This is a genomic window from Echinicola rosea, from assembly GCF_005281475.1.
GTDB lineage: Bacteria > Bacteroidota > Bacteroidia > Cytophagales > Cyclobacteriaceae > Echinicola > Echinicola rosea.
Genome location: NZ_CP040106.1, coordinates 1,794,374 through 1,819,847 on the forward strand (window position 1 = coordinate 1,794,374; position 25,474 = coordinate 1,819,847).

At 47.4% G+C, this 25,474-nt stretch carries 12 protein-coding genes; 7 read left to right on the forward strand and 5 right to left on the reverse strand.

Annotated features, from left to right (window positions below):
- Nucleotides 1-29: 29 nt before the first annotated feature.
- The 5 genes from FDP09_RS07435 to FDP09_RS07455 form a co-directional block, all read right to left on the reverse strand.
- A complete protein-coding gene (locus FDP09_RS07435) occupies nucleotides 30-833 on the reverse strand; it encodes a polysaccharide deacetylase family protein (protein WP_137402063.1) in 804 nt (267 codons plus the stop codon).
- A gap of 36 nt (nucleotides 834-869) precedes the next feature.
- Nucleotides 870-2,171: an acetylxylan esterase gene (locus FDP09_RS07440; protein ID WP_137402064.1), complete on the reverse strand. Its 1,302-nt coding sequence runs from the start codon at nucleotides 2,169-2,171 to the stop codon at nucleotides 870-872.
- 118 nt (nucleotides 2,172-2,289) lie between these two features.
- The gene (locus tag FDP09_RS07445; protein WP_229683305.1) at nucleotides 2,290-3,390 is read right to left on the reverse strand and encodes a glycoside hydrolase family 88/105 protein; all 1,101 of its coding nucleotides are present in this window, start codon (nucleotides 3,388-3,390) and stop codon (nucleotides 2,290-2,292) included.
- A gap of 109 nt (nucleotides 3,391-3,499) precedes the next feature.
- On the reverse strand, nucleotides 3,500-4,831 hold the full coding sequence (locus tag FDP09_RS07450; RefSeq protein ID WP_137402066.1) for a rhamnogalacturonidase: 1,332 nt from the start codon (nucleotides 4,829-4,831) through the stop codon (nucleotides 3,500-3,502).
- A gap of 412 nt (nucleotides 4,832-5,243) precedes the next feature.
- Complete coding sequence (locus tag FDP09_RS07455; RefSeq protein WP_137402067.1) at nucleotides 5,244-8,975, reverse strand: hybrid sensor histidine kinase/response regulator transcription factor; 3,732 nt, start codon at nucleotides 8,973-8,975, stop codon at nucleotides 5,244-5,246.
- Between the two features lie 538 nt (nucleotides 8,976-9,513).
- Between FDP09_RS07455 and FDP09_RS24245 the strand changes: the two genes are divergently transcribed.
- The 7 genes from FDP09_RS24245 to FDP09_RS07490 all read left to right on the forward strand — a co-directional run bounded on the left by FDP09_RS24245 (nucleotide 9,514) and on the right by FDP09_RS07490 (nucleotide 25,436).
- Nucleotides 9,514-10,998, forward strand: a complete 1,485-nt coding sequence (locus FDP09_RS24245; RefSeq protein WP_137402068.1) for a PKD domain-containing protein — start codon at nucleotides 9,514-9,516, stop codon at nucleotides 10,996-10,998.
- Between the two features lie 1,056 nt (nucleotides 10,999-12,054).
- Entirely contained in the window at nucleotides 12,055-14,283 is a 2,229-nt protein-coding gene (locus FDP09_RS07465) for a fasciclin domain-containing protein (RefSeq protein ID WP_137402069.1), read from the forward strand.
- Between the two features lie 23 nt (nucleotides 14,284-14,306).
- A complete protein-coding gene (locus FDP09_RS07470) occupies nucleotides 14,307-17,591 on the forward strand; it encodes a SusC/RagA family TonB-linked outer membrane protein (RefSeq protein ID WP_137402070.1) in 3,285 nt (1,094 codons plus the stop codon).
- Nucleotides 17,592-17,617: 26 nt separating this feature from the next.
- Complete coding sequence (locus FDP09_RS07475; protein WP_137402071.1) at nucleotides 17,618-19,105, forward strand: RagB/SusD family nutrient uptake outer membrane protein; 1,488 nt, start codon at nucleotides 17,618-17,620, stop codon at nucleotides 19,103-19,105.
- Between the two features lie 18 nt (nucleotides 19,106-19,123).
- Nucleotides 19,124-20,827, forward strand: a complete 1,704-nt coding sequence (locus tag FDP09_RS07480) for a fasciclin domain-containing protein (protein ID WP_137402072.1) — start codon at nucleotides 19,124-19,126, stop codon at nucleotides 20,825-20,827.
- Between the two features lie 38 nt (nucleotides 20,828-20,865).
- On the forward strand, nucleotides 20,866-22,230 hold the full coding sequence (locus FDP09_RS07485) for a fasciclin domain-containing protein (RefSeq protein ID WP_137402073.1): 1,365 nt from the start codon (nucleotides 20,866-20,868) through the stop codon (nucleotides 22,228-22,230).
- A gap of 17 nt (nucleotides 22,231-22,247) precedes the next feature.
- Nucleotides 22,248-25,436: a SusC/RagA family TonB-linked outer membrane protein gene (locus FDP09_RS07490; protein WP_137402074.1), complete on the forward strand. Its 3,189-nt coding sequence runs from the start codon at nucleotides 22,248-22,250 to the stop codon at nucleotides 25,434-25,436.
- The last annotated feature ends 38 nt before the right edge of the window (nucleotides 25,437-25,474 follow it).

Below are 25,474 nucleotides of genomic sequence, written 5' to 3' on the forward strand. Positions count from 1 at the left end.
CATTGCCCCAAAAACCATGTCCTGCCGCCTCAATTCTTATACGGCTTGCTCAGGTCAATGGAAAGTGACTTCTTGGCTCTTTTGGGATGGATATACTGCTTTAAGTCTCGGAGGGAAATTACTTGGTACTGGTTTTCTTTTAAGTATTTCAAGTATTTTTCAAAAAGGGGAATAGGTGTGTTTACCCATGGGTGTTCGAGGTCTGGCACACCATGAATCGTCAGGACGACAATTTTCCCATCTTTGGCCTGGCCAAGTGCCGCCATGATTTCTTTCTCGTTTTCCGAAGTGGTAGCCCAACTCGGAATCAGAAAGGGATGATCGCTCAGTGGGTCATAGGCCCTTTTCCCGCCTGCCCTGGCGAATTCATATCCCCTTTCTTCCAGCACCTCAAAACACGTTTCACTGATGTCATAGGCAGGGTATGCAAAGCTTTTAGGGCTGGGGATTTCCAGGGAATCACAAGTGTCTTCAATATAACCGAGCTGGGCGATAGTTTGGGACCTGTCCAATTTGTCCATATGGGCATGTGTGCGCGTATGGTTGGCCACTTCGAATCCCATTTTGTCCAGTGCGGCCATTTGTCTCCAATTCATGTATTTGGTACTGTCTGCAAAATTGGGAGGGAATTCGCATACAAAGAACGTCGCACCGAACCCATATTCTTGCAGCAAAGGAGCTACGACACTATAATGGCTGGCAGGGGCATCATCAAAAGTAAGGATGACCAACTTGTCCGGGATGGGCTGTTTCAGGTTTTGGCCTTGTGCATGTGCGCACAAGGATACTATCATTGCAAAAAGTAGTACGGTTTTATCTAATGATTGTGTCATGCTCTGATATGTTGAATTTTCTGACTACCGACCTTTTTATTGCAGCCTTGTTTTGATCCAGTCGAGGATGACCCTCCTGGTATGTTCAGATACCCAGTGCTCATTTATAGGGGTAATATAGGCCTCCTTTTCGGTGTTCAAGGAGTTATAGACGATATAGCTCGTCGTGGGTGGACAAGTGTTGTCGTTATAGCCCCATGTCATAAATACCGGCACATCGATCAGTTTGGCGAAATTGACCACATCATAGTATTCGAGGGTTTTGAGTTTTTGGGGCGTGTCCATTCCATCAACCTTTTTATACAGATGAGGATATCCACCTGCTCTTCCAGCCTTATAGCCGGCCATATCGCTGAGGGTAGGGTGGTTTGCGGCACAGGCGGTGATCCGGTCATCGAGCCCGGCAGTGACCAAGGCAAGCGCACCGCCTTGGCTGCCCCCCTGGGCAATGAGGTTTTTGCCATCCCATTCGGGCAAGGTGGTCAGGAAATCCAGCGCGCGTACACAGGACAGGTAAACTTTTTTCATGTAATAATTGTCCCTGTCATCCAAGCCATTGACCAAATAACTATTATTGTGCTGGCCAAAAGCATTACTTATTTCTTTGTATGTTTTGGCATCCAAGTCTGGACGGATACCATGGATTTCCATATCGAAACGAATGACTCCATTTTCTGCATAAAAAAGGTGCTTCAGTGGGTTCATTGGTTTGATGCCAGCCCCTGGCGGTGCAAAGACCACAGGGAATTGGCCGTCTTTTTTGGGGATGGTCAGGTATCCGTACACCTGTTGGCCTTTTTTATAGGCTTGGAGCTTTACCAAGTAGCAGTCCACTTTTTCATTGGAGTATTCCGGAACAAACACTTTCTCTACTTCCATTGGGGTCTGGGCAGCTTCCCGTTTGGCCTGCTCCCAAAAGGCTTCAAAATCAGCTGGAAAGGCCGTGTATGGCTTGAGTTTTTCCGGTTCAAAGCCTACTTTCACATGGTGTTTATACGGCTGGCCATGGAGTGTGGCCGTAAGCCAGCAATCCCGGAAGCCAGGAGCTGTAGCAGTGCCCAGTGAGATGATTCCTTTTCCTTGATCCAAGGTAATGGTTCCTTCTGAATCAGGCTCGAGCATTTCTGGGCCCACAGAATAATGAACCGTTACTTTATCTGCCGGTATCCCAAATTCAAAAAGTGATATGGCAACTTTTGCTTCTTCCCCGACTTGGTACAGCCAGTCGGTATGATCCGGTTCGGTGACCCAAAGTACATTGCTGCGGGACGGGTAATTCTGGGCGGTGACCGAAGAGGTAAGTACTATGAAAAAAAGTAATGAACAGTAGGCTTTCATGGGGTTTTGGTGTTTTGATCATGGAAATCAAAAAAGTCACCTTAAGTACGCCAAAGGTGACTTTTTGATTCAATGTTATGCCGTTTTAGCAGTCATTTTTCAAGTTTATAACAAGGAGTTAATCCACTAATTTATACATTTCCGTAGCGGCCAGTAGAAAACACCCTAAGCCATAATCTTCAAAATCCGGCTTACTGGTAAACGTGACCGGCTGTCCATCTTTGGGTTCTTTGCCCGTTCCTTGGAGATAGCCAAGGAATCCATTGTCATGGATGGCTTCAGAAGAAATGGCGTTCCACGCTTTTTTGATGGCGGGCATATATACTTCTTTTTCAAGCAAGCCATTGTTTACTCCCCATGCCATGCCATAAAGGAAAAGTGCGGTGCCAGAGGTTTCTTTGCCTTCAAAGTGTGTAGGGTCATGCAGGCTGACATTCCAGAAGCCATCTGTACGCTGTACGGGCAAGACGGCCTTTAGCATGCGCTGGAGCATTTGTACATATTCAAAGCGATGAGGATCATCGGCAGGCAAAAATTCCAAGGTCCTCACCATTGCTGCTACTACCCAGCCATTTCCACGGGACCAGTAGCAGTCGTTGCCGTTTGGCTCTTCATAGGGCGGACGGAAATCACTGTCCCTCCACCAGAGGTCATCGTGTGGATTGAACAGGCCTTGGGTCACTTTGGTGTCCATGTACATTTGGTACATGCGCTCAGAATACTTGGCGTCACCCGTAAGACTGGTCAGCTGGGCAAAAACCGGCATGGCCATCTGCAGGGCATCGATCCAGTCCCAGTCGTTGATCTTGTAGGTGTCCATCATGCCATCGATGGAAGCTTGAATATGCTCGATTCGCTCAGGCTTTTGGTCGATCTCATAGAGCATGATATAGGTTTGCCCTGCGCAGTGGTTGTCGGCATGGCGGGTTTGGGTGCCATTTCTCAGGTCCCAGCCGTGGGATTCTCCCCATTTTACGGCATAGTCGTAATATGCTTGATCATCTTTAAGCCCATAGAGTGCCATTAGCCCTTCATAGTAAACAGCCCTCGTCCAGAGGTTGCTGCTGCGTTCTTTATTGGTAATGACATTTTGGCCCGGATCAGGCCATTTTTCCATAAAATACTTGTTCGTGAGGACCATCTGGTCCATCACCGTTGCTTTGGAAGGAAGCTCTTGGGCTTCGGTAATGCTCGCTAGAAGCATAATTGTAGCAAGCATGGCAGTTATTCGTCGGAATTGCATTTCTATAGATTATGATTTGTTGAATTTTTCCAAATGGTCAATACCTTTCCCTCAGAAAGGCTTCTGTCTGCTCCCTAAAAAGGGCTTATTGCTGTATCTTTTTACCGTTAAGGGAGACGTCCTTTAACTGCAAATTTTCGATATAGTCCAATCGGATGTCCTGGTCCTTGGATGTCGATAGCTTCATTTGTTCTAAGGTGACCTCCGAGACCTTGTACTGGTCCGACGCGGTGGTGTTGAAGACCAGGTCGCAGTCAAGTGTAATGTTGTGAAAGGTGATATGGTCGGCCTTGGAGTGTTTGATGCCCTTTTCTCCTTTTAGGTCAAAGAACTGTGTCCAAGGTTTGATGTAGAGCATGTTTTTGGCACTGCCCACGATGTCTTCCACACGGATGTGCTCATAATGCTGAGGGGTGTCTGGCCGCATTTTTAGCCACAACAAGCGCGTGGCATGAGATACAGTGGTCCTGCGCAAAATGATGTTTTTATTATGGATGGATTCACTGCCGCAGGTAAGGGCGCTATGGCAATAGCCAAATTCGCAGTCTTCTACAATGATATTGTAGTTTCCACCGTTATTTGGATCCTTATCTGCATTGGGACCTTTTCCGCCTTTCAGGGCAATGGCGTCATCGTTCACCGACATGTAGCAGTTTTTGACCAGCACATTTTTGCATACATCCAAGTCGATGGCATCCGAACTTGGTGCCTTTTCCTTCGCGGGTTTGTGCGGAGCAAAGATGTAAAGTCCTAGAATTTTTACGTTTTCACACTTATAATAATGGGAAGTCCAAAAGGGGGAGTTGATTAAGCGGATTCCTGAAACTTGGACGTTCTTACTATTGGAAATAAACAGAAGTCGTGGCCGCATTTCATCCAAGTTGGTGCAGTCTGGATTAAACTCCCTCCGTAACCAGAACGATCTCCAGAAACGGAGCCCATTGCCATTTAGGGTGCCTTTCCCGGATATTGTAAATCCGTCAAGATGATCTGCATTTACCAGCGCGGCAAAGTACTTCCTGTTTTGTCCCTCTATTCGGGTATCCAGTAGCTTGAAATGGCTAATATCATCACTGCCTTTTAAAACGGCATTTTCTTCCAGGTATAAGTGGGTTCCTTGTTTGAAAAACAAGGAACCGCTTAGAAAGGTACCTTCGGGAACTATGATGACTCCTCCTCCCGCTTCATGGGCTTGGTCGATGACCGTCTGGATGGCTTCCGTTTGCAATACGGTACTGTCCCGCACCACACCAAAATCCGTGAGTCGGTATTTTTTGCCCAGTTGATCGATGTCTGTAGGAGTGGTGTCCCTGAACCATTCTGGTACGGGAGTACCGTCAGGAAAACGGTCCTGCTGGGCATAGAGGGATATGGAAACAAGAAAGCAAAGAAAAGATAAAGCGAAGTTTTTTTTCATGGTATATTGTTAATTAGACATTTGACTTGTCTGGGAGTCGGTTCAGGTCACGTTATCCCTGATGCACCCCAAAGTCACCTGAAAAATAATCAATATTGTAATGGGAACAATCCTGTATTGTTATGGTTGGGAATGGATGGGCAAGCATAAAAAAATAAAGTCTCCATGGTAGTGGCCGATGCGATGGTTTGATTGAGTTTAATGAGCACATTGAACGTGGCAAACCGTAGGCAATCGGTCTCCAACCATGGAGACATTACTGATGTAATTAACCCTAAGCTTAGTTTCTTACTAAACTGATGTAAAGATCGCTGATTCCCCGTTATCAGGCTTATCATTATCGTTCAAAAACCTATCATTTTTAGTATGATAAGAGAGGGGGTGTTTTTGTAATGCGTTTGTATTCAGTGATTTAAGATCGGTTATTTTTTTTCTTGATATATTGGCTGGGGGATAGTCCAAAGTGTTTGATAAAGGCCCGGGAAAAATTATTGGGCAGGTTATAGCCTACTTTATAGGCGGTCTCAGAGACGTTAAATTCACCACTGAGCAATAATGAGGAAGCCTTTTCCATTCGGAAGCTAGTGATGAATTCGGCCGCAGACTTGTCAGTCAGGCCCTTGATTTTTCGATAAAATTGGGGGCGGCTCATGTTCAGGCTTTGAGCAAGGGAATCGACATCCAGATCTTCAGAATCCAGGTGAGCTTCGATATACTGGCGTGCATTTTCCAAGAAGGTTTTGTCCACGGGATTTGATCCAAACGTGTCCAAGGCTTTGGTGTCTCCAGCGGAGAATTTGGCCTGTAAATGGCTGCGCTGTTCGAGCAGGTTTTTCACCCTGGCCATGAGGACCTGGGTGCTAAAGGGCTTGGTGACATAAGAGTCAGCACCCATTCCGTAGCCTTCCGTTTTGGCCGTGTCCGATTGTCTTGCCGTTAGGAGAATGATGGGAATGTGACTGGTGCGCATGTCCGCTTTGAGCTGTCGGCAGAGCTGTAGCCCATCCATATCCGGCATCATGACATCACTGATGATCAAGTCCGGGATTTGGTCAAATGCCTTGGACATGCCTTCCTCGCCATTTGCGGCTGTGCTGACGGCGAAATGATCCTGGAAGTGTTTTACGATATAGTTTCTGATTTCCTCATTATCGTCCACTACTAACAGTACAGGTATATTGTTGCGGTGTGGGGAAGGAGTGTTTTGTTCAGCGGGAGCAGGAAATGGCTGCAGGTCATCAACAGGCATAGGAGATGATGCAGGCTCATTCGATGGTGATGGAGTGTCAGGTAGGAAAAAGCCAAGTTTAGTACCTTTGCCCAAATGGCTTTCCAGGGATATTTTACCACCATGAAGGGCGATCAGCTCTCTTGTAAGGGCCAGACCTATTCCTGAACCTTCCGATTTTGGCTTACCGTTCTTTACCTGATAGAAGATTTCAAAAACCTTTTCTTGTTCTGATTTGGGAATGCCCGGGCCCGTGTCCTTTACTTCTATAAACACCCCTTTTTTTGAGTGTGTACTCGGGTGGATGGCTACCTGGACTTTCCCCTTGCGTGGGGTGTATTTCAGAGCGTTGGATAGGAGATTGTTGAGTACCATCGTTATTTTGTCCTGATCAAAGAAAAGCGGATGCGATGGGATGGATGTTTCTATGCTTAGCAAAATGTCCTGCTTCTCAGCCAAGTGCTCGAAGGAGGCAACGGTCTTTTTCACAAAAGCGACCATATCGGTTTGTTCTAAGCGAAGCTGGAGTTTTCCCGCTTCCAGTTTTCGGAAATCCAGTAATTGATTGACGAGCATGAGCAATTGTTGGGCATTATTTCGCATCAGCTGGTAATAATACTCGGCAAGCTGCTTTTTGGGTTTTTCGTGGATCAGCCTTTCCAGCGGATCGATGATCAGTGTCAGAGGTGTTCTGAATTCATGTGATATTTCCGTAAAAAACTGAAGCTTTGACTGGTGGATGGCTTCTTTTTTACGGAGTTGGATTTTGGAATCCAGGTAGCGATAAACCAGCCATACAACACATCCTGCAGCCATTAGGTAGAGGCAAATGGCCCACCAGCTGAGCCACCAAGGGCTGAGCATGACGATATGCAAAGTAGCAGGAGTCTTGCTCCATACGCCGTCACTATTGGCACCCATGACTTTGAAAATGTACTTTCCGGCGGGCAGGTTGGCATAGGAAGCGATCCTTCTGGTGGCATCCGTGGTAATCCATTCATCATCATATCCTTCGAGTATGTATTTGTATTTATTGCTCAAGGGATTGGAGAAATGAATGGCCGCAAACTCCACTTGGAAGGATTTGTCCCACCAGGTAAGGGTGATTTCATCGGTGGCTTGCAATGAACTTTTCAGAATGGCACGGTTCCGCACCTTAGTGCCGATGTTGAGTTCTTGGTGCATTACGCTGAGCCTTGTAAGCACCATTTTGGGTGGGTTGGGATTGGTTTTGATATGGGAGGGGATGAAGGTGGTCAGGCCATTGGAGCCACCAAAGTATAGTTTGTTGTCTGAGGGGTTTTTGAAGACGGCACTTTGCTTAAATTCATTTCCTTGCAAGCCATCTTTCCGGTTGAAATGCTGGATTTTTTGCGTGGAAAGATCCAGTCTGGAAAGTCCTTTGGTGTGACTGGCCCAAATGGAATGCTCTCCATCAAACGCCACTGCCATGATCAGATCATCTATGAGGCCATTTTGTGTACTGTAATGCTGAATGGACTGTCGGTCAGGAAGGATAGCATTTAGTCCCGCATCAGAGGCGGCCCATATGTAGCCATTGCTGTCTTCCGTTAACGAAAAGATCCGATTGCTGAGCAATCCATTGGTATCGGAAGTTTGATGGGTATAATTGGTGATCTCCAATTCCTTTGAATCGGCCAATGGGGGGCGGATACAGCTCACCCCGCCATCTTCGGTGGCGGCCCATAGCTTGCCTTTCTGATCCACCATCAAGTCCATGATTTGGTTTCCTGCCAGTCCATCTTCCTTAAAAATGCAATGAAACTTGTCAGCGGCTTGGTCGTATTTGGCGAGTCCAAAAAAGGTGCCTACCCAAATGGTGCCATTTTGGTCCTCTGTGATGGCAAAGACACTAGGATGGCACATGTCCATGGTGCATTGCGTGAAAGTTTTCTTGTTTGGCTCATAATAAAACAGCCCCTTTTTGGTGCCGATCCACACGGTTCCCTTTGAATCACAAAAAATGGCCCTGATACGAAGATCGGTAAGGTGCTTACTGTCCACATAGCGATATTGCGGATCTGCTGAATCTGGGGATAGAATCGTAATGCCCTGATTTTCGGAGCCTATCCACAGTCTCCCGGCCCTGTCAAGGCACATGGCGCGGGCCACATTATCGATAAGTCCCTCGCCCCTTCTGCCTTTATAGTAGTTTCTGAAGGCTTTGTCATAGAGATCGGCATGGTCCACGCCTCCAGATTGGGTCCCCACCCATAAGTGGCCACTGTCATCGAGGTAAACATCTTTTAGCAAATTATCTGAAAGTGACATTGGATTACGGACATCGGCATGATACACCAGCGTATCATGTGTGGTTTTGTTGATTTGGATCAATCCATAGTCAGATGTCTGCCATTCAAATTGCTGGTTGGAAGCGTATTTGGTATGATATCCGTAGCGCTTGATCAACTTATCCCGAAGATAGTCGGGCACCTGTTCCTTTTCCGCCTTTTGGAAGCTTTCTGTTTTATAATCGTATTTAAACAGTTCTCCACGAGGCTCCACCTCGATCCAGATATTGTCAAGCGAATCCGTGGTAATGCCACTGATCCGGTTATCTGAAAGGGCGGTACTGTCTTTTTCATTTGCCCGAAAGACCTGCACATTGTACCCGTCGTATCGGACCGCTCCACCCCAAGTGCCAAACCACATAAAACCATACTTATCTTTGGCGATAGAATATACCGAATTTTGCGGTAATCCATTGTCCACGGTGAGTTGGTCAAACTTCAAGTGGAGTTGTTGTCCATAAGTGCCTTCCGCTGTCAAAGCCCACAGCAGGACATAAAGGATGAGGAGGTATGTAGAAGACGCCTTGGGCATTGCGCTTAGGTTGTAGTGAGTGCCTGAGCGAAAATAGCGTAATTTTTGCTTTTTTACTATGGATATAGGCATTGTTTGCTTTTTACCTCAGTTCGATTATAAAACCGTCACTGCGAGGCTTAAAGGTAGGCCTGAGCGGGTGAAAGCCGTGGCAGCTCGCCGCGGCGAGTTGCCACACCCTTTTCCAACCCACATCCTCCTAAAAAGGGTTCGCTATGACGCTTTTTATACTAAAAATAAGTCGAGCTAAGGTTTTTTGGTTTTGCCCTTATTGCCGATATCACAGGAGCTTGGCAAGCCAGCCTTTCGACGGTCCCAAACACGAAGCTTCCAAGGGGGGAAATTGGGAAGTGATGGTGGATGTTTTCAAACCTCAATTGCTACAAATATTATATTGTAATAGTGGTAAAATCATTTCTTTCATAACAGTCCATAACGGTTTTGCTTTTATTTAATTATAAATTGATTTGAAATTTGTCATTTTAATTTAATGAGTGGCAAATATTACGGGTTCCCAGTATAAAGGAGAAGCACCAGCGGTTATTGAAATCGTTGATACCCACTGGTTTATTAAAAGTTAAAATTCAATTCAATCCCAAAATAATCAATTATGAAAAACCATTATGGAAAATTAAGGTATTTAGCGATCCTCGTGTTATCGTTTGTACTTTTCACATCTTGTAAAGAGGATGATACGGAGCCGGTCAGACCAACAGCAAGCTTCACCACCGCTACGAATGAGTTGGTGGCTACTTTTACCAACGCCTCGGAAAATGTGGCGTCATATTCCTGGAATTTTGGCGATGGCAATACTTCCACAGAGGAAAGCCCCAACCATGCTTATGAGGCTGCGGGTATTTATACCGTCGTTTTGACCGGTGAAGGAGCTGACGGAACCATTGTGGAAGCCGATATGGATATTACGATTGTTGAAAACCTAAAGGCCGATTTTGGGTTTGAAAGTGAATATCTAACCGTAAACTTTACCAATTCATCCGAAAATTCTGTCTCCTATTCTTGGGATTTTGGTGATGGTAATACCGCTACAGAGGAAAACCCTACCCATGTCTATGAGGAGGGGGGAACTTACGAGGTAATATTGTACAGTACTGCTCCCGGCGGAACTACCGTGCAGATCACCAAAGAGGTGACCGTGGTAGGACCACCGATGGCTGACTTTATCGCTGAGGATGATGGCCTGACCGTAAACTTTACCAATACCTCTGAAAATGTAGTCACATATTCCTGGGATTTTGGTGATGGCAGTACATCTACCGAGGAGAGCCCTAGCCATACTTATGCGGATGCCGGGACCTATACTGTAATGCTGACAGCCACGGATGAAGATGGTATAGTGGTAGAGACGAGTCAGGAAATTACCGTAGAAGTGCCGATTGATACTTCTCTATATACGATTGTGTTTGTTACGGACGATTCAAATGACGACGCACAAATAGAATGGCTACGGGAAAAAGGCTTCAACATAAGCACGTATTATAACGCATCATTTAATACAGCTCCACAAGAAGATATCGATATGCTTAATGCTGCCGATTTGGTCATCATTGGGCGTAGTGGTGGCTCTGCGGATTTTGCTGGAGACAATAAAGTGGTATGGAATTCATTAACGGTGCCTGTAATTCTAAACTCCCAATGGATGGGCAGGAATAACCGTCTAAACTGGTTTGACAATAACGGAAATCCAGCGGCCTTTAACCCTACAGGTGGTGAAGTGGTGACCGCCCAAATTTCAGATGCCATGGATGAGGTGTTTGATGATGTGACCATTGCCGAGGATAATACCCTCCCTTGGGTAAATCCTCCAGCAAACCTTCTTTATATCAATACCGCTTCCAATGGAGAGGTAATGGCTGCGACTGCGCCGGGCAGTGGCGGCAGTGATGAAGGTGGTGCCGTGCTCTACGTCCGTTTTGATGCAGGGGTGGAGTTCTACTCTGGCGCTGGGGAATCTCCTGCTGGACCGAGGACATACTTTGGCTTCGGTGCTGATGAGGGTGAATCCTACTATTGGCAGCTTACAGAGGAGGCCAAGTCGGTATATTTTGAGGAAATTCTCAGGTTGGTTTTGATGTAAGCCAAGAATATAATTCTGCTGTCAGCCCAACAGTAGGCAATCATATAAACTGGAAACCAGCTGCAAAAATGAATTGTGCAGCTGGTTTTTTCATTTCTAAAAACCTTAGGTTCCTAGCGCCTTTGTGGCCTACCATTCATCCCAGACGATTATAACAGCGAGGTACCCACTAGTCTGGATTTGAAATGCGGACTGCTGAGAAAGGCATTTGTAATGCCACCTGTTTAGTAGTAACCTCAGTTCGATTATAAAATCGTCACTGTGAGGCTTAGAGGTAGGCCTGAGCGGGTGGAAGCCGTGGCAGCTCGCCGCGGCGAGTTGCCACACCCTTTTCCAACCCACATCCTCCTAAAAAGGGTTCGCTATGACGCTTTTAATACTAAAATTAAGTCGAGCTCAGGTTAGTAAGAAAGAAGCTCGATTTAATGAAAAATGTGATACGGGGAACCGCTCTTTACCAAACGGCATTGAAAGCGGGTTTGCTCCCCTGAATAATTTCTTGCAGCGTCCCAGTAGCGATCTCATCACTCTTGTCTATTGCTGAGCACTTTGCCATATAAATATTGTACTGAACTTGCTGGACTAGGTTTTACAATTTTGCTCCCTGTTGCGATGACTCATAGAGCGAAATTGGGGTAATTTTAGTTTTTTTTTCGTCATGATCCATTGTCGCGTAGTGCAAAAATAGTATAAGGTTATGGTAGAAAAATACCTAGCTGGAAAATAGGGGTTAAGGACCAAATAATCGTTTTAGCAGTGTATATGCTTATATTGCAACGGATGTTTGTGATTTTATTGTGCGTTTAGTCAGTATTTATATAGCCTAAATATTCATTTTTTCAATATAATATTTGCATTTTAATAAGTGTAAATAATACGCCTACCAGTATAAACCAGAACACTTACGGGGGATAACTTTTTTAAATTTCGATTAGTGTCATTTTTAGGAAATAAACGCGTATTCGTGTCTTGTTTGGTCAAAATAAAATTATAGACGAATTCCGTTTTGCTTTTGAAGTGACGAAGAGTTGATTAACAATAAAACCTCAATAATCTATGAACAACTTTACAAAACTGCTTTTTGCGAGTTTTTGCTTGTCAGGGGTTTTCCTGTTTGGATGCAAGGAAGAATTCGATGAGTACTACGCCCGCCCAGAAGGTCTGGAAGGGCCGGTTTATCAGGTGCTTTCCGATTCTGTTCGCTTTCGGGGAAACTTTGACCATTACCTGGCCTTGGTGGATAGGGCCGGATACAAGCAAACCCTCAGCTCAGCGGGCTATTGGACCGTATTTGCTCCCAATGACGAAGCCTTTGAGCAATATTTTCAAGAAAACGGCCTCAGCGGTATTGATGATATCTCTGAGGAGAAGGCCTATGAAATCGTTACCTATTCCCTTGTGTACAATGCCTATAGCATGAGGGATCTGGGCTATTACCAAACCGGTCCTGGTAATGACACCCTTTCTTCTGCTTTCAGAAGAAAGACGGCCTATTATAAGGGCGTTTATAAGGATGATGTTTACGGGCAAGAGCTAGATGTGGTGGATGCCAATAGAAATGGCGTGGCCACCTACAACATCAATGACAACAACAACAAATACATTCCTTATTACGTGCAGCATTACCTGGACAGGTTGAATCTGACGGCAGATGATATTGAAGGCTTTTATGATCGGCCTTATTCGGGTGCCCAAGTGGCCAATGCCAATGTTGTGCAGTCTAATGTTCCCGCAGAAAACGGTTATATCCATACCGTGGACCGGGTGATAGAGCCGATGCCCAATATTGCAGACTACCTGAAGGGTAAGCCTGAATACAGCCTTTTTAAGTCTATTCTGGAAATGGACTTCAGGAATGAAGAAAACAATACCGCAGTCAATTACGATGGGACGACCTATCCAGAACTCACCGAGCGATTTGCGCCGGTGTATGATTTGTCTGGCCCCGTCTATGTGAAGTCTTACACAGGAACGTATGCTTTTGCGCCTAACAATGAGAACTTCCTGACTGGAGGCAATGATGCCCAGTCTGATAGCTGGACGCTTTTTGCACCCAACAACGAAGCCCTTCAGCAGTTTTTGGATGAAGTGCTCTTGGAGTATTACGGGGAACTTGCCAATGTGCCTGATCCGATCCTGTTTGATTTTGTAAATATGCACATGTGGCAGACGGCCCTATGGCCAAGCCGATTTACCTTGGTGTCCAACTTACTTAATGAAGAAGCGCGCTTTGATGCTGAAACGGACCTGGTAGAGCGAAAAGTCCTGAGCAATGGCCTTTTTTATGGTACCAACCAAGTGCAGCAAGGAAATTTCTTCTTTACCGTTTACAGCAGACCTTATTTGGATCCTGATTACAGCATCATGCTGCAGCTGCTGAACAGCTACCGGTTTACCGTTTCTGATCCAGGGCAGAATTTTGCCATGCTCCTGATGTCCAATCAGCAGCTCAACGATGCAGGGTTTGTGTACGATCCGGGCGGGCGTGATGTGTGGACCTATAATGGATCTGCTTCTCAGGCCTATGAGCGGTTGATAAGAATGTTGGAAATGAGCATCATTAAGCTGGAGAGTCCAGATGAACTGGAAGATATTTCAGGTGAAGGCATCATGGAAACATTAGGTGGAGAATATATCCGTTATGAAAACGGTCAGTTTTTCGCGTCAGGAAATGTCGAAAGCGGTGAATACATCGATGTCAATGAAGAGGAAACGTATGAGGCTGTAAACGGCCGTGATTTTTATACAGAAGGATTGGTTTCCTACACCGAAAAGACGCTGGCAGAGATCATCCTAGAGACACCACAGTTTGCCAAATTTGCGGAATACCTGCAGAATTCCTCCATATATGACGCGGCAACCTTACAGATCGAAGGCGTGTCTCCGGGACAGTTTTTTACCGTTTTGGTGCCTAGTGAAGAAGCGATAGACGCAGCGGTAGCGGCCGGTACCCTGCCAGCGGATCCTATGACCGGTGATGCGGCAGAGCGAGAGGCAATTGCGGCCTTCTTGAAGTACCATTTTGTGCCCAGAAATACCATTGTACCTGATGGGAAGAAAATCGTAAGCGAAAACGGTGAGGATTTCAGTACGCTACTGGCCTCCTTGGACGGTGAAATCAAAGAGGTGGTGATCGACAACAGTGCCGATGGCTTTCAGCCTCCTTACACCATGACGGTGACAGACCTCCAGGGCAATGTGGCCAATGTGGACATTCCTAACAGTAATGTGCTGGCCAGTTATGCAGTACTGCATCAGATTGACCGCGTTTTAGAAAGCAACTAACCCCAATAACCAAAATATTTCTTATGAAGAATTTTACAAAGAAACTGTTGTGGTTTGTCGTGGGGCTTACTTTGACCACTTCGGGATATAGCCGGGCACAGCAACAGCCCGCCCAAACCTTGGAAATCGTCAAAGGAAAAGTCACGGACAAAGAAGACGGCTCCACCATCATCGGCGCTACGGTGGTAGAGGTGGATCGAAATGACGAAAGAACACTCCGCGGGGTAGCCACTGATGTGAATGGTGCTTTTTCCCTGAGGGTAAGCAGCAAGCAAAACCTCATCCGTGTTTCGTTTATTGGCTATAAAACAGTAACTGTTCCCATCAATGGACGGTCTGAAATCAATGTGCCCATCGAATTTCAAGTGAGTGACTTGGATGTGGCCGAAGTGACTGCCGATAAGCTGATCGATCAGGGCATGATGCAGATCGATGAGCGGGACCTGACCTCCTCCGCCACACGAGTGGATGCGGAATTGCTCGAGGAGATGTCGGCCCTATCCATTGATCAGGCACTGCAAGGAAGAATGGCCGGTGTGGACATTGTGTCCAACTCGGGTGATCCGGGCGCTGGGATGTCCATTAGGATCCGGGGTACCACCTCCATCAACGGCTCATCAGAGCCACTGATCGTGGTGGACGGGATTCCTTTCCAGACCAACACCTCCTCTTTTGACTTTGCCAATGCCAATGAGCAGGAATATGCGCAGCTACTGAACGTAGCACCGGCAGATATCGAGTCCATCACCGTACTACGGGATGCGGCGGCCACGGCACTGTGGGGATCCAGAGGCTCCAATGGGGTGCTGGTGATCACGACCAAAAGGGGGAGCAAAGGCAAGCCGACCATTACGTACTCCTTCAGGGGAGCCATGACCCAGCAGCCGGATCAGATTCCGATGCTCAGTGGTGATGAGTACTCCACCCTGATTGCCGAAGGCTTTATGAACAGCCGCGGAGTACCCTTGAACATCTCTTCCAACAAAGAGTTTTCATACGATCCGAAAGATCCTTATTACTTCTATAATTATGGAAACAATACTGACTGGATCAATGAAATCACACAACTAGGCTATATGTTCGACCATAACCTGGCCTTGTCAGGTGGTGGGGAGAAGACCCGTTACCGGGTTTCGGTCAATAAGAACAATTCGGTAGGTACCACGGTAGGAACGGGCTTTGACCGTTTTGCGACTAGGATCAGTTTAGATTACCTTGTATCCAAGAAAATCCGTGTGATGACGGACTTGGCCTACACCAAGTCCACGACGGACCGAAACTGGGTAAACGACAATGACGGCCAAGACCGCGTACGGGGCATTGCTTATGAGAAGATGCCCAACATGTCTCCTTATGAATATGACGAATTCGGTAACCTGACACCAAATTACTTCTCTCCGGCCAGTAACATCCAGGGAGCTTTCCCCGGTACCTACAACCCACTGGCACTGGCCAATGAAGCCACGAACAGGACAGAAAGTGACCGGATCATTCCGAAGTTTACTTTGCAATACCACATTCGTCCTGACCTGATGTTTCAGTCGGATGTAGCCTTTGACATCAATAATACACAGAGGAAAAGCTTTTTGCCGCAGGTGGCCACTGGCCTTCCGATGAACAACCAGAATGTCAACGTGGCTTCGGGAAGCGACACGGATTTCCTGATTACCCAGACCTTCAACAAACTGTACTATACGCCAGAGTTGGGTGAGGATCACAGTTTGATGGCTATGCTGTTGTTTACCACTTATGAAGGCAGAAGTGACGGGTATGGCGTGAACACAACCAATTCCGCTTCCTCATTCTTGCAGGTACCAGGGACGGTAAACAGGGATGACAATGTTTTCCTTTCTTCCGGGACGAGTATCTCCCGGTCTATCGGCATGGTGGCCAATGTGCAGTACGGCTTCTTGGACCGCTATATTGTCAATGCCTCTATCAGAAGGGACGGAAGTTCCAAATTCGGTGAAAACCACCGATGGGGAACCTTCCCAAGTATTTCCGGTAGATGGAGGGTGTCCGGTGAGCCGTTTATGGAGGATTTGACCTGGATGAACGAGTTTAGTTTGAGGGCGAGTTATGGAGAGAGCGGTAATACACCAAGAAGGGATTATGTACACTTCAGCACCTTCTCTAACCTGAACTGGAATTACCTTGGTGAAACCGGTGTCGTGCCCAATAACCTGGAACTGACCAACTTCAAATGGGAGAATGTGGCCCAGACCAACTTGGGGCTTAATTTGGAAATCCTTCAAAGCCGTGTGATTGTCGGATTTGATTGGTACCAAAAGCGGACTTCCGACCTCTTTCTGGACAACCTTCGCATACCGAGCACCACAGGATTTTCCAGTGTAAACATGAATATTGGCACGATGGATAACAGGGGCTGGGAGCTGTCGGTGTTTACCACTCCTTACCAAAAGGGAGACTTGAAGATCAACTTTGATTTTAACATTGCCAGGAATAAAAACATCATCCAATCCATTTCCGAGTTATACCAAACCGACAACTTGGAAGCGATGCAGTCCAATGGGAACTACTTCGTGACCATTCAGGAAGGCAATCCGCTGGGATCTTTTTACGGTTTTAAATACAAAGGCGTCTATACCGATGGTGAAGCCACGTTGGCCACAGATGCCAATGGCAATGTCATCACCGGTCCCAATGGCGATCCGGTACCGATGATGTTTACGTACCCGACCATAGCTTATGAATTTCAGCCGGGGGATGCTATGTACGAAGACATCAATCACGATGGCAATATCGACTATAAAGACATCGTATGGCTGGGTGATGCCAATCCGAAATTGACGGGTGGCTTTGGGCCACGGGTGACCTACAAAAACCTCCAAATATCCGGGTATTTCAATTTCCGCTATGGTGTGGATATCGTGAACAGTACCAAGATGCAGACAGAGAATATGTACGGATATGGCAATCAGAACAAGGCTGTGCTCGATCGGTGGAGAAGACCAGGTGATCAGACGGACATGCCGCGGGCACTGATCGGTAATGGCTATAACTGGCTGGGCTCTGATCGCTATGTGGAAGACGGTTCATTTATGCGATTCAGGACACTGACGGTTCGCTACGGTATGCCAAGGCCATTTTTGGACAGAACAGGACTCGGCGACTTGAGCTTTTACCTGACGGCCGAGAACCTGTACACTTGGACGAGCTATACCGGCCAAGACCCAGAAGTAGGACTGACGAGTTCCAATGCCAATCGACTTTTCCAGATTGGGTATGATAATGCGCGGACACCACCTACACAGACCTACACCTTGGGCATAAACGTGCGGTTCTAATTTGATCATTAAAAAAAGAAAGAAAGATGTTTAAAAAATATATATCCTATACGTTGCTTGCACTGATGATCGTGGCAGGGACCAGCTGTGACAGTTGGCTGGATCAGCGTCCGCAAAACGGTGTAGTAAAGCAGGATTTTTGGAAGACCAAGGAGCAGGTGCGCTCGGCCTTGATGGGAGCTTATGCCTCCCTGAATGGAAGCTATAGGGGATACCATCTTCCCGAGCGGATGTTTCTCTGGGGAGAGCTTCGGGGCTATATGATCGCACCCAGTACTGGCGCCAGGGATGGTGACATTCAAGTGGTGTTTGGCAATATCCAATCCACCAATTACATCGCGGATTGGTCAGGTCTGTACGGAACCATTAACCTTTGCAATAATGTGATCGATAATGGTCCTGGAGCCTTGGAAACAGATGAGACCTTAAAGGAGGAAGACCTCAATAATTATGTGGCAGAAGCCCGGGCCTTAAGGGCGTTGATGTATTTCTATCTGGTGCGGACTTTCGGAGATGTGCCATTGTCCATTGAAGCAGTGGATAGTGACGAAGATCAGCTTACCATTGCCAAGTCCTCCCAAGCGGAGGTGCTGGAGCAGATTGTAATAGACCTGGAAATGGCAGAGGCCGACATCTTTGAGCAGCATGAAACACCTCAGGCCAGTAAGGGCAGGATGACCCGCTATGCCGTAAATGCCCTTCAAGCGGATGTGTATCTGTGGATGCAGAACTATGAAGCCGCCGCAGAAGCTGCTGATAAAGTACTGGCAGGGCCTTATGCCCTGGTGACACAGGAAAACTGGATGCGGGCACTTTTTGTGGAAGGCAATTCCGTAGAAAGTATCTTCGAAATACAATACGAAGCACCGCAGTCCAATACATTTTTTGACATGTTCAGTACCACCAGGGTTACCCGGTTTTTGGCCTATCCATCGGTATTGGAAGAAAATTTCGGGTTTAGCATTGACAGGCCCGAAGAGGTGGATTTGAGAAGTATCGATGCTTCGCTGAAAAGCAGCGGTGAAATATGGAAATACATTGGCGTGAGTGAAACCCAGCGCCGTGAGCCTACCGACTCATATGCGAACTGGATCGTTTATCGCCTTGCCGATGTGATGCTGATGAAGGCCGAAGCGCTTTCCCAAATCGGAAGAGGAGAAGAAGCACTGGAAATCGTAGCGGAGATCAGGGAAAGAGGCGGAGCCATACAGGCTACCGAGGAGAGCCCTTCCCCATCCAGTGCCAATGACGTCATCCGCTATGTCCTACGCGAAAGGGCCAGGGAGTTGGCCTTTGAGGGGAAATGGTGGTTTGACCTGTTGAGGGTATCCAAGATGGACGATTATGCCAATCTGGATTTGATGTTGGATGCGGCCATTACCAATGCGCCGGAAACCAATCTGAGCACGATTTTAAACCAGCTGAGGGATACACGGAGCCATTACCTTCCCATTTATAATGTGGAGCTAAATGCCAATCCACTGCTGGAGCAGAATCCTTACTACCTCAAATAAACCTAAAAATAATCGAAGATGAATACCTTTAAGATAAATACCTTATGGAGCATGAGAAGCAGCATTGTGGTGCTTGTTTTGCTGGGCTTGGCGGCGGTAGGTTGTGAGTTTGATCCTCCGTCCAATATCAACGTCACGGAGGATACCAATATCAGCGGGTACCTGAGGCAGCACCCGGATGAGTTCAGCAACCTTTCCAGAATACTGGAAATTTCCAATACCGAAGGTTTTTTGGGCACTTATGGTACCTACACCTTCTTTGCGCCGAATAATGAGGCGGTAGATGGTTATTTGGAAGAAAACGGCCTTAGCTTGGATGGCCTTGGTGAAGAAGAAGCCAAGGACATCGTCCGCTTTCACTTGCTGACGGACACCTTGTCCACGGCGGATTTTACGGATGGAAAACTGCCGGTTCCTACGGAGTACGGAAAGTACCTGGTGACCGGGGCGGAGTTTGCAGACGGAGAGACCTACACCAGGGTAAACCGTCAGGCCAATATCATCCAGAGCAACATCAAAGTGGGCAATGGCTTTGTCCATGCGATAGACAATGTGCTCTCACCACCGACCAAGACCGTGGCCCAGTGGCTGGAAGAAAACCAACAGTTTTCTGTTTTTTCACAGGTGCTGAAAGAGACGGGCTGGTACGATATCCTGAATGTCGAAGAAGAAGGACAGTGGTACACCGTTTTGGCAGAGTCAGACGAGACCTTGGCAGCCGCGGGCTATGCTTCCTACCAGGACCTGGAGAATGATCTGTCCCAAACGGGCGATCCGACCAATCCTTCGGACAGTTTGAACCTATACGTGGCCTATCATGTGATGCCGGATATCAAGTTTATCGCAGATTTATTGACAGCCACGGCACATCCCACCGAGGCTCCACAGGAAGTGGTGACCATTAAGCTGGATGGCACGGACGTGCTGGTAAACGACGACACGTTCTTCGGTGTCCACGAACCGGGATCCCCGATCATACGCGCCCAAAGTGACAATTCCGTGACCAATGGCGTCGTACACAGTGTGGAGAACCATTTTGCGATCAAGTTACGTGCGCCTACGGCCGTGTATTGGGATGTGGCCGAGCAGCCGGAGATTCGTCAGCTGACGCAGGTTTTTAGAGTGCCTGGTGCACCAAACTATACGTTCAAACTTGGAGAATTGGCAGGGATGTCCTGGGAAGGAAATTATGTAGATGCCATGGTAAATTATTACCCGCCTAGTCTAAACCAAGTTTATTATGCATTTGGAGACTATTTACGAATAGAGCTTCAAGGCAATCGTTTAACGGCGGCAGAAATCAAAACCCCCACCTTGGTAAAAGGAAGGTATAAACTCTGGATCTGTCATCATGGCGATAAATGGAACAACGGCTGTGAGCTGAAAGTCACCTTCAATGGAGAGGATATTCCTGGAGCGCGACTACTGGATACGACCATTAAGGCTCCCACGGATATGAACGAAGATGAGCTGGAGTCCAGGGGCTGGAAAGAATACCTGACCGCAGGCTCCGATGGGGGCAGGATCATGGGCAGGTTTATCGGGACCATCGAAGTGCCCACTACTGGAGAGCATATGCTTCGTTTTGATCGAGTGACCGGTATCGGGAGAAGTAGTGGTGGTCTGTGGCTGGATATGATCCACTTCATCCCAGAAGGTGATAACCAGATCTATCCCAAGTTTGCCGTAGATGGCTCACCGGTATATGAAGGGGAGGAATAATGGGCTTTCAGAGATTAATAATCCAAATCGCAACGACAATGAATAAAAGATATAGATACTTCTTGCTTTGCCTTGTAGCCTTAGGGCTGTTTTCCTGCTCCGACCAGTGGGCAGACCATAACGAGGCCACGCAAGACCTGAACAATAACTTGGTGCAAATGATCCGCGCAGATGCGGACCTAAGCACCTTTGCATCACTGCTGGAGCAGAGCGGGCTGGACAAGCAGGTGGCATCCGGTTCCTATTCGGTTTGGGCGCCCAGCAATGCCGCCCTGCAGAATTTGCCGGAGAGCATTACCGGAAACGAGGAAGCGCTCAGGACCTTTGTTGGTAACCACATCGGTTACCAACAGCGTCTCAGCTACCAAGCCGAAGAGGCTCCCATCCGGGTAAAAATGCTCAATGACAAAGTCAATGTACTGCGCCAAAACAGCATCACCTCCGTGGACCAGACGGCAAGCTTTGATTATGCCGATCGCTTGTCCAAAAACGGCGTCCTGTATAAAATCGACAGCTATCTGGAGCCAAGGAAAAATGTCTGGGAGATCGTGCAGCAACAGTCGGATAACCCTGTAAGCCAGCTGGTGACAGGGATGACGGTAACCGACACCCTGACCGATGAAACGTACAATTACTTTGCATATGACGTGGCGGACCTGGCCAATGAAGACAGTACCTACACGTTTTTTCTCTTGAGTGACAATGCCTATACGACATTCAAGTCGGCCATGGAGCCTTATTTTAAGGATACCCTTCCCGAAACAGAGATGCTTTCGATGCCCCTTTCCTTGGGACTTTCCAAAGACCTGGTGTTTACGACGGCCTATTATGACAATGTACCCGACACGATCCTTTCTGTGGACAGTGTAAAGGTGGCCTTCCATGAAGACCAAGTGGTGGAAAAGATCAATGCTTCCAATGGCGTGGTCTATCTGATGGACGGATTTGATTACAAGCTTTCGGACAAGATCCCGGAGATCAAAATCGAGGGAGAATATTATGACGGGCTGAGTGATGGATCCGGCCCGGTAAATGTCCGCGCAAGAAACTGGGCTTCCAATAACCGTGACCTGCTGGTGATCAATAGCGGCATTGCGGGGTATAGCGTTCGGTATGAAGTCCCTCAGGCGCACTCTACCAAGTACGATATCTACTGGAGGGCAGTCAATGATGATTACATCCCGAGAACAAATGAGCAGCGTATTGCGGTGGACTCAGTTCAGAACGAGTTGTTCTCCTTGATGTATGTGGTTCCCAATACGTATGAAGAGGTTTATGTAGGACAGCATGAGGTGCAAAATTATGGTGACCTCAGGTTGTTATTGCAGTCTTATCCGACGACCAGTAACGACTGGAACAGCCTTGTGCTGGATTATATACGTTTGGTTCCGGTAATTGAATAAACCCAAAATTAGAAACGATGAAGCGAAAAAATATACAGAAATTTTGTACAGCGGCGCTGGCATTGCAAATGGGTTTTGCCGGTAGCTTATGGGCGCAAGAGGCAGAAGAGGTCAAGGTTCAGCCCAACCAGCAGATGGAATACCTGATCGAAAAGGTGACGGGTAAAGTGGTCTCCAAAAGGACAGGTGAACCGCTAGAAGGACTCAGCATTGCCTATCAGGACCTCTCGGCCACCTTTACCAATTCCAATGGCGAATTCGAACTGATGGTGCCCGCCTATACGACGACCATTCGAGTGAACTTCGGAGACCAGCTGGTGAAGGAGATTCCCCTAAAAGGCCGTGATCAATTGGAAATAGCCCTGACCGATATGGAATTGGCAGCTGCTGGCAGCGGTTTTGTGCAGTTGCCATATGAAGAAATAGATCACAGGCAGGTGGCGGGAGCGGTGTCCTCTGTGGATTATTCCGCTGCGGCCAAGCTAAAGGCCAATAGCCCTGAGACTTTTGCACAGGGATCCGCCGCCGGGGTCAACATGATCAGAAGGGCCGGTACCCCAGGAATGGGCGCGGACATGTTTATCCGCGGATTGGGATCCTTAAATGCCAGTACGCAGCCGCTCGTGGTCGTGGACGGTATGATCTATGACATGGATGCTTACCAAGGCTCGATCCTTGACGGTTATACTTCGAATCCATTATCCTTTCTGGACGTTAAGGATATCGATAACATCACCTTTATAAAAGATGGAGGTTCCATTTACGGCACCAAGGGTGCCAATGGCGTGGTGCTGATCACGACCTCACGGGCGAAGGACTTGACGACCAAAATTGATTTCCATACCTACGGAGGTGTGAACATCAAGCCCAAAAACCTGCCGGTAATGGAAGCGGATGAGTTTAAGCCTTATTATGCAGAAATGCTGGCAAGCAGCGGACTGACTACCAATGAGGTCATCGGCAATCGGTATTTGAATGAAACACCAGATACGTTGGGGTATTACAATTACCACAACAATACCAACTGGCAGGATCAGGTGATGCGGACCAGCTATGACCAGAATTACTACATCAAAGTGTCCGGAGGGGACAATATCGCCCGCTATGCACTTTCGCTGGGACACCTGAAAAGTAATAGTATCATGGACATGGAAGACATGTCCCGCTCCAGCGTCCGGTTCAATGCGGATTTTCAGATCACCGAAAAGTTGACCGCCGGTACCAATATGTCCTTTTCCTATGCGGTGAACAACCTGCATGAATATGGCTATGGGGCTGAGGCGGTCAGTCCATTGTATTTGGGATTGGTCAAGTCCCCTTTCCTGGCGCCTAATATTTATTCCGACGAAGGCATCCAATCGCCCAATTTTAGCGATGTGGATTCCTTGGGCATTAGTAACCCGAGAGCAATTGTGGAGAATATGTCAGGCCAAAACAGGCGGTACAGGTTCTTTGGTTCGTATGATGCCAAGTACCAGTTCAATGAGCATTTTAGCTTGCAGACATTGTTTGGGCTTACCATCGACAAGAATCGGGAGTCCTACTTTATCCCGGACTTGGGCACGGACGAGATCGAAGGCCCCAATGCAGAGATCCGAAATGAAATCGGGGGTCAGGTGCAGCGACTTTTTAGCACGTACAGCGATACACGGTTTGATTATACCAACACCTTTGGCTTTGCGCATGACCTGGATGTAGGCCTTGGCTTTCGCTACAATAGCAACCAGCTACAGGAGGACAGGGGATTCGCCTATAATTCCGGTACGGATGACTTGATCACGCTCAATTCCGGGGTAATTACCCTGAACAATGCCAACGCAAATGCGGGCGATTGGATATGGATGAGTTATTATGCAGACATCAACTACAGCTATCTCGACAAATATTTCTTGGATGTGGATGTGGCCGTGGACGGTTCTAGCCGCTTTGGAAAAGAAACTGCCGATGGGATTGGCTTGTTCAACCACCGTTTTGGCGTGTTCCCTTCCATAAAGGGTGCTTGGTTAATCTCTTCTGAAGATTTTATGTCCGGGGTAAACCTCGACCTGCTGAAGCTTCGCCTGAGTTATAGTCAGACAGGGAATGATGGCATTGGCAATTATAAATACCTTCAGACGTACACAGGCAGCAATATGCTTGCCTTGCAGGGTTTGGTACGTAACAACTTGGCCAACGAAGCCATTCAGTGGGAGACCAATTCCAAGGTAAATGCCGGGATCGACTTGGCCACGGCCAATGGGGTATTCGGTTTTAGTGTGGATGTTTATCAAAACACCATCAGCAATATGCTGACCCTTCAGCCATTGCAAGCCTATACGGGTATGGATTATTACTTTGCCAATGGTGGGGAAATGACCAATACCGGGGTGGACTTGGGGATTTCTGCCAGGGTGCTTGACCGGGATGTAAAACTTACCTTGGCCGCGCAGGTGGGTACCTATCAAAATGAAATAAAGGAACTGCCTTATGATCAGCGAATCACCCAAGTGGCAGGTGGAGAAGTCATCACCACTGTAGGTGAGTCGGCCTCCATGTTTTACGGCTATCAGACTGAGGGCGTTTACAGTACTTCAGAAGAGGCCAGTACCGCTGGGCTGAGTACTTATTTGCCGGATGGTACATTGGGAGCATTCGGTGCAGGTGATGTGAAGTTTGTGGACCAAAACAATGATAACATCATCGATGAAAAGGACAGAACGATTATTGGTAATCCGAACCCGGATTTTTACGGCGGCTTCTCTGCCCACGCAGAATATAAGCGGTTTACCTTCGATGCTGCTTTTTCCTTTAGTGTTGGCAATGATATTTATAATTACGTCCGTCACGAGCTGGAAAGCATGTCCGGGTATGAAAACCAACTGGTCAGTGTCCGAAACCGATGGAGAGCGGAGGGACAGGAAACCAATATGCCACAACTGGCCTATGGGGACCCAATGGGCAACAGCCGTTTTTCAGATCGCTGGATTGAGGATGGCTCCTATCTGCGGTTGAAAACGCTCAGTGTGAATTACACGATTCCGATCGATGGTGACATTGTAAAAAATATCGATGTCTATGCTTCTGGGCAAAACCTGCTGACCTTTACCAATTACTTGGGCTATGATCCGGAATTCAGCTACACCAGTAGCGTATTTGGCCAGGGAGTAGATGTGGGGCTCACCCCGCAGTTCACCAGTGTATTGTTAGGCCTCAAAATCGGACTGTAATCATGGAAAAGTTAACAAGAATTTTAAAAGCTTCAACG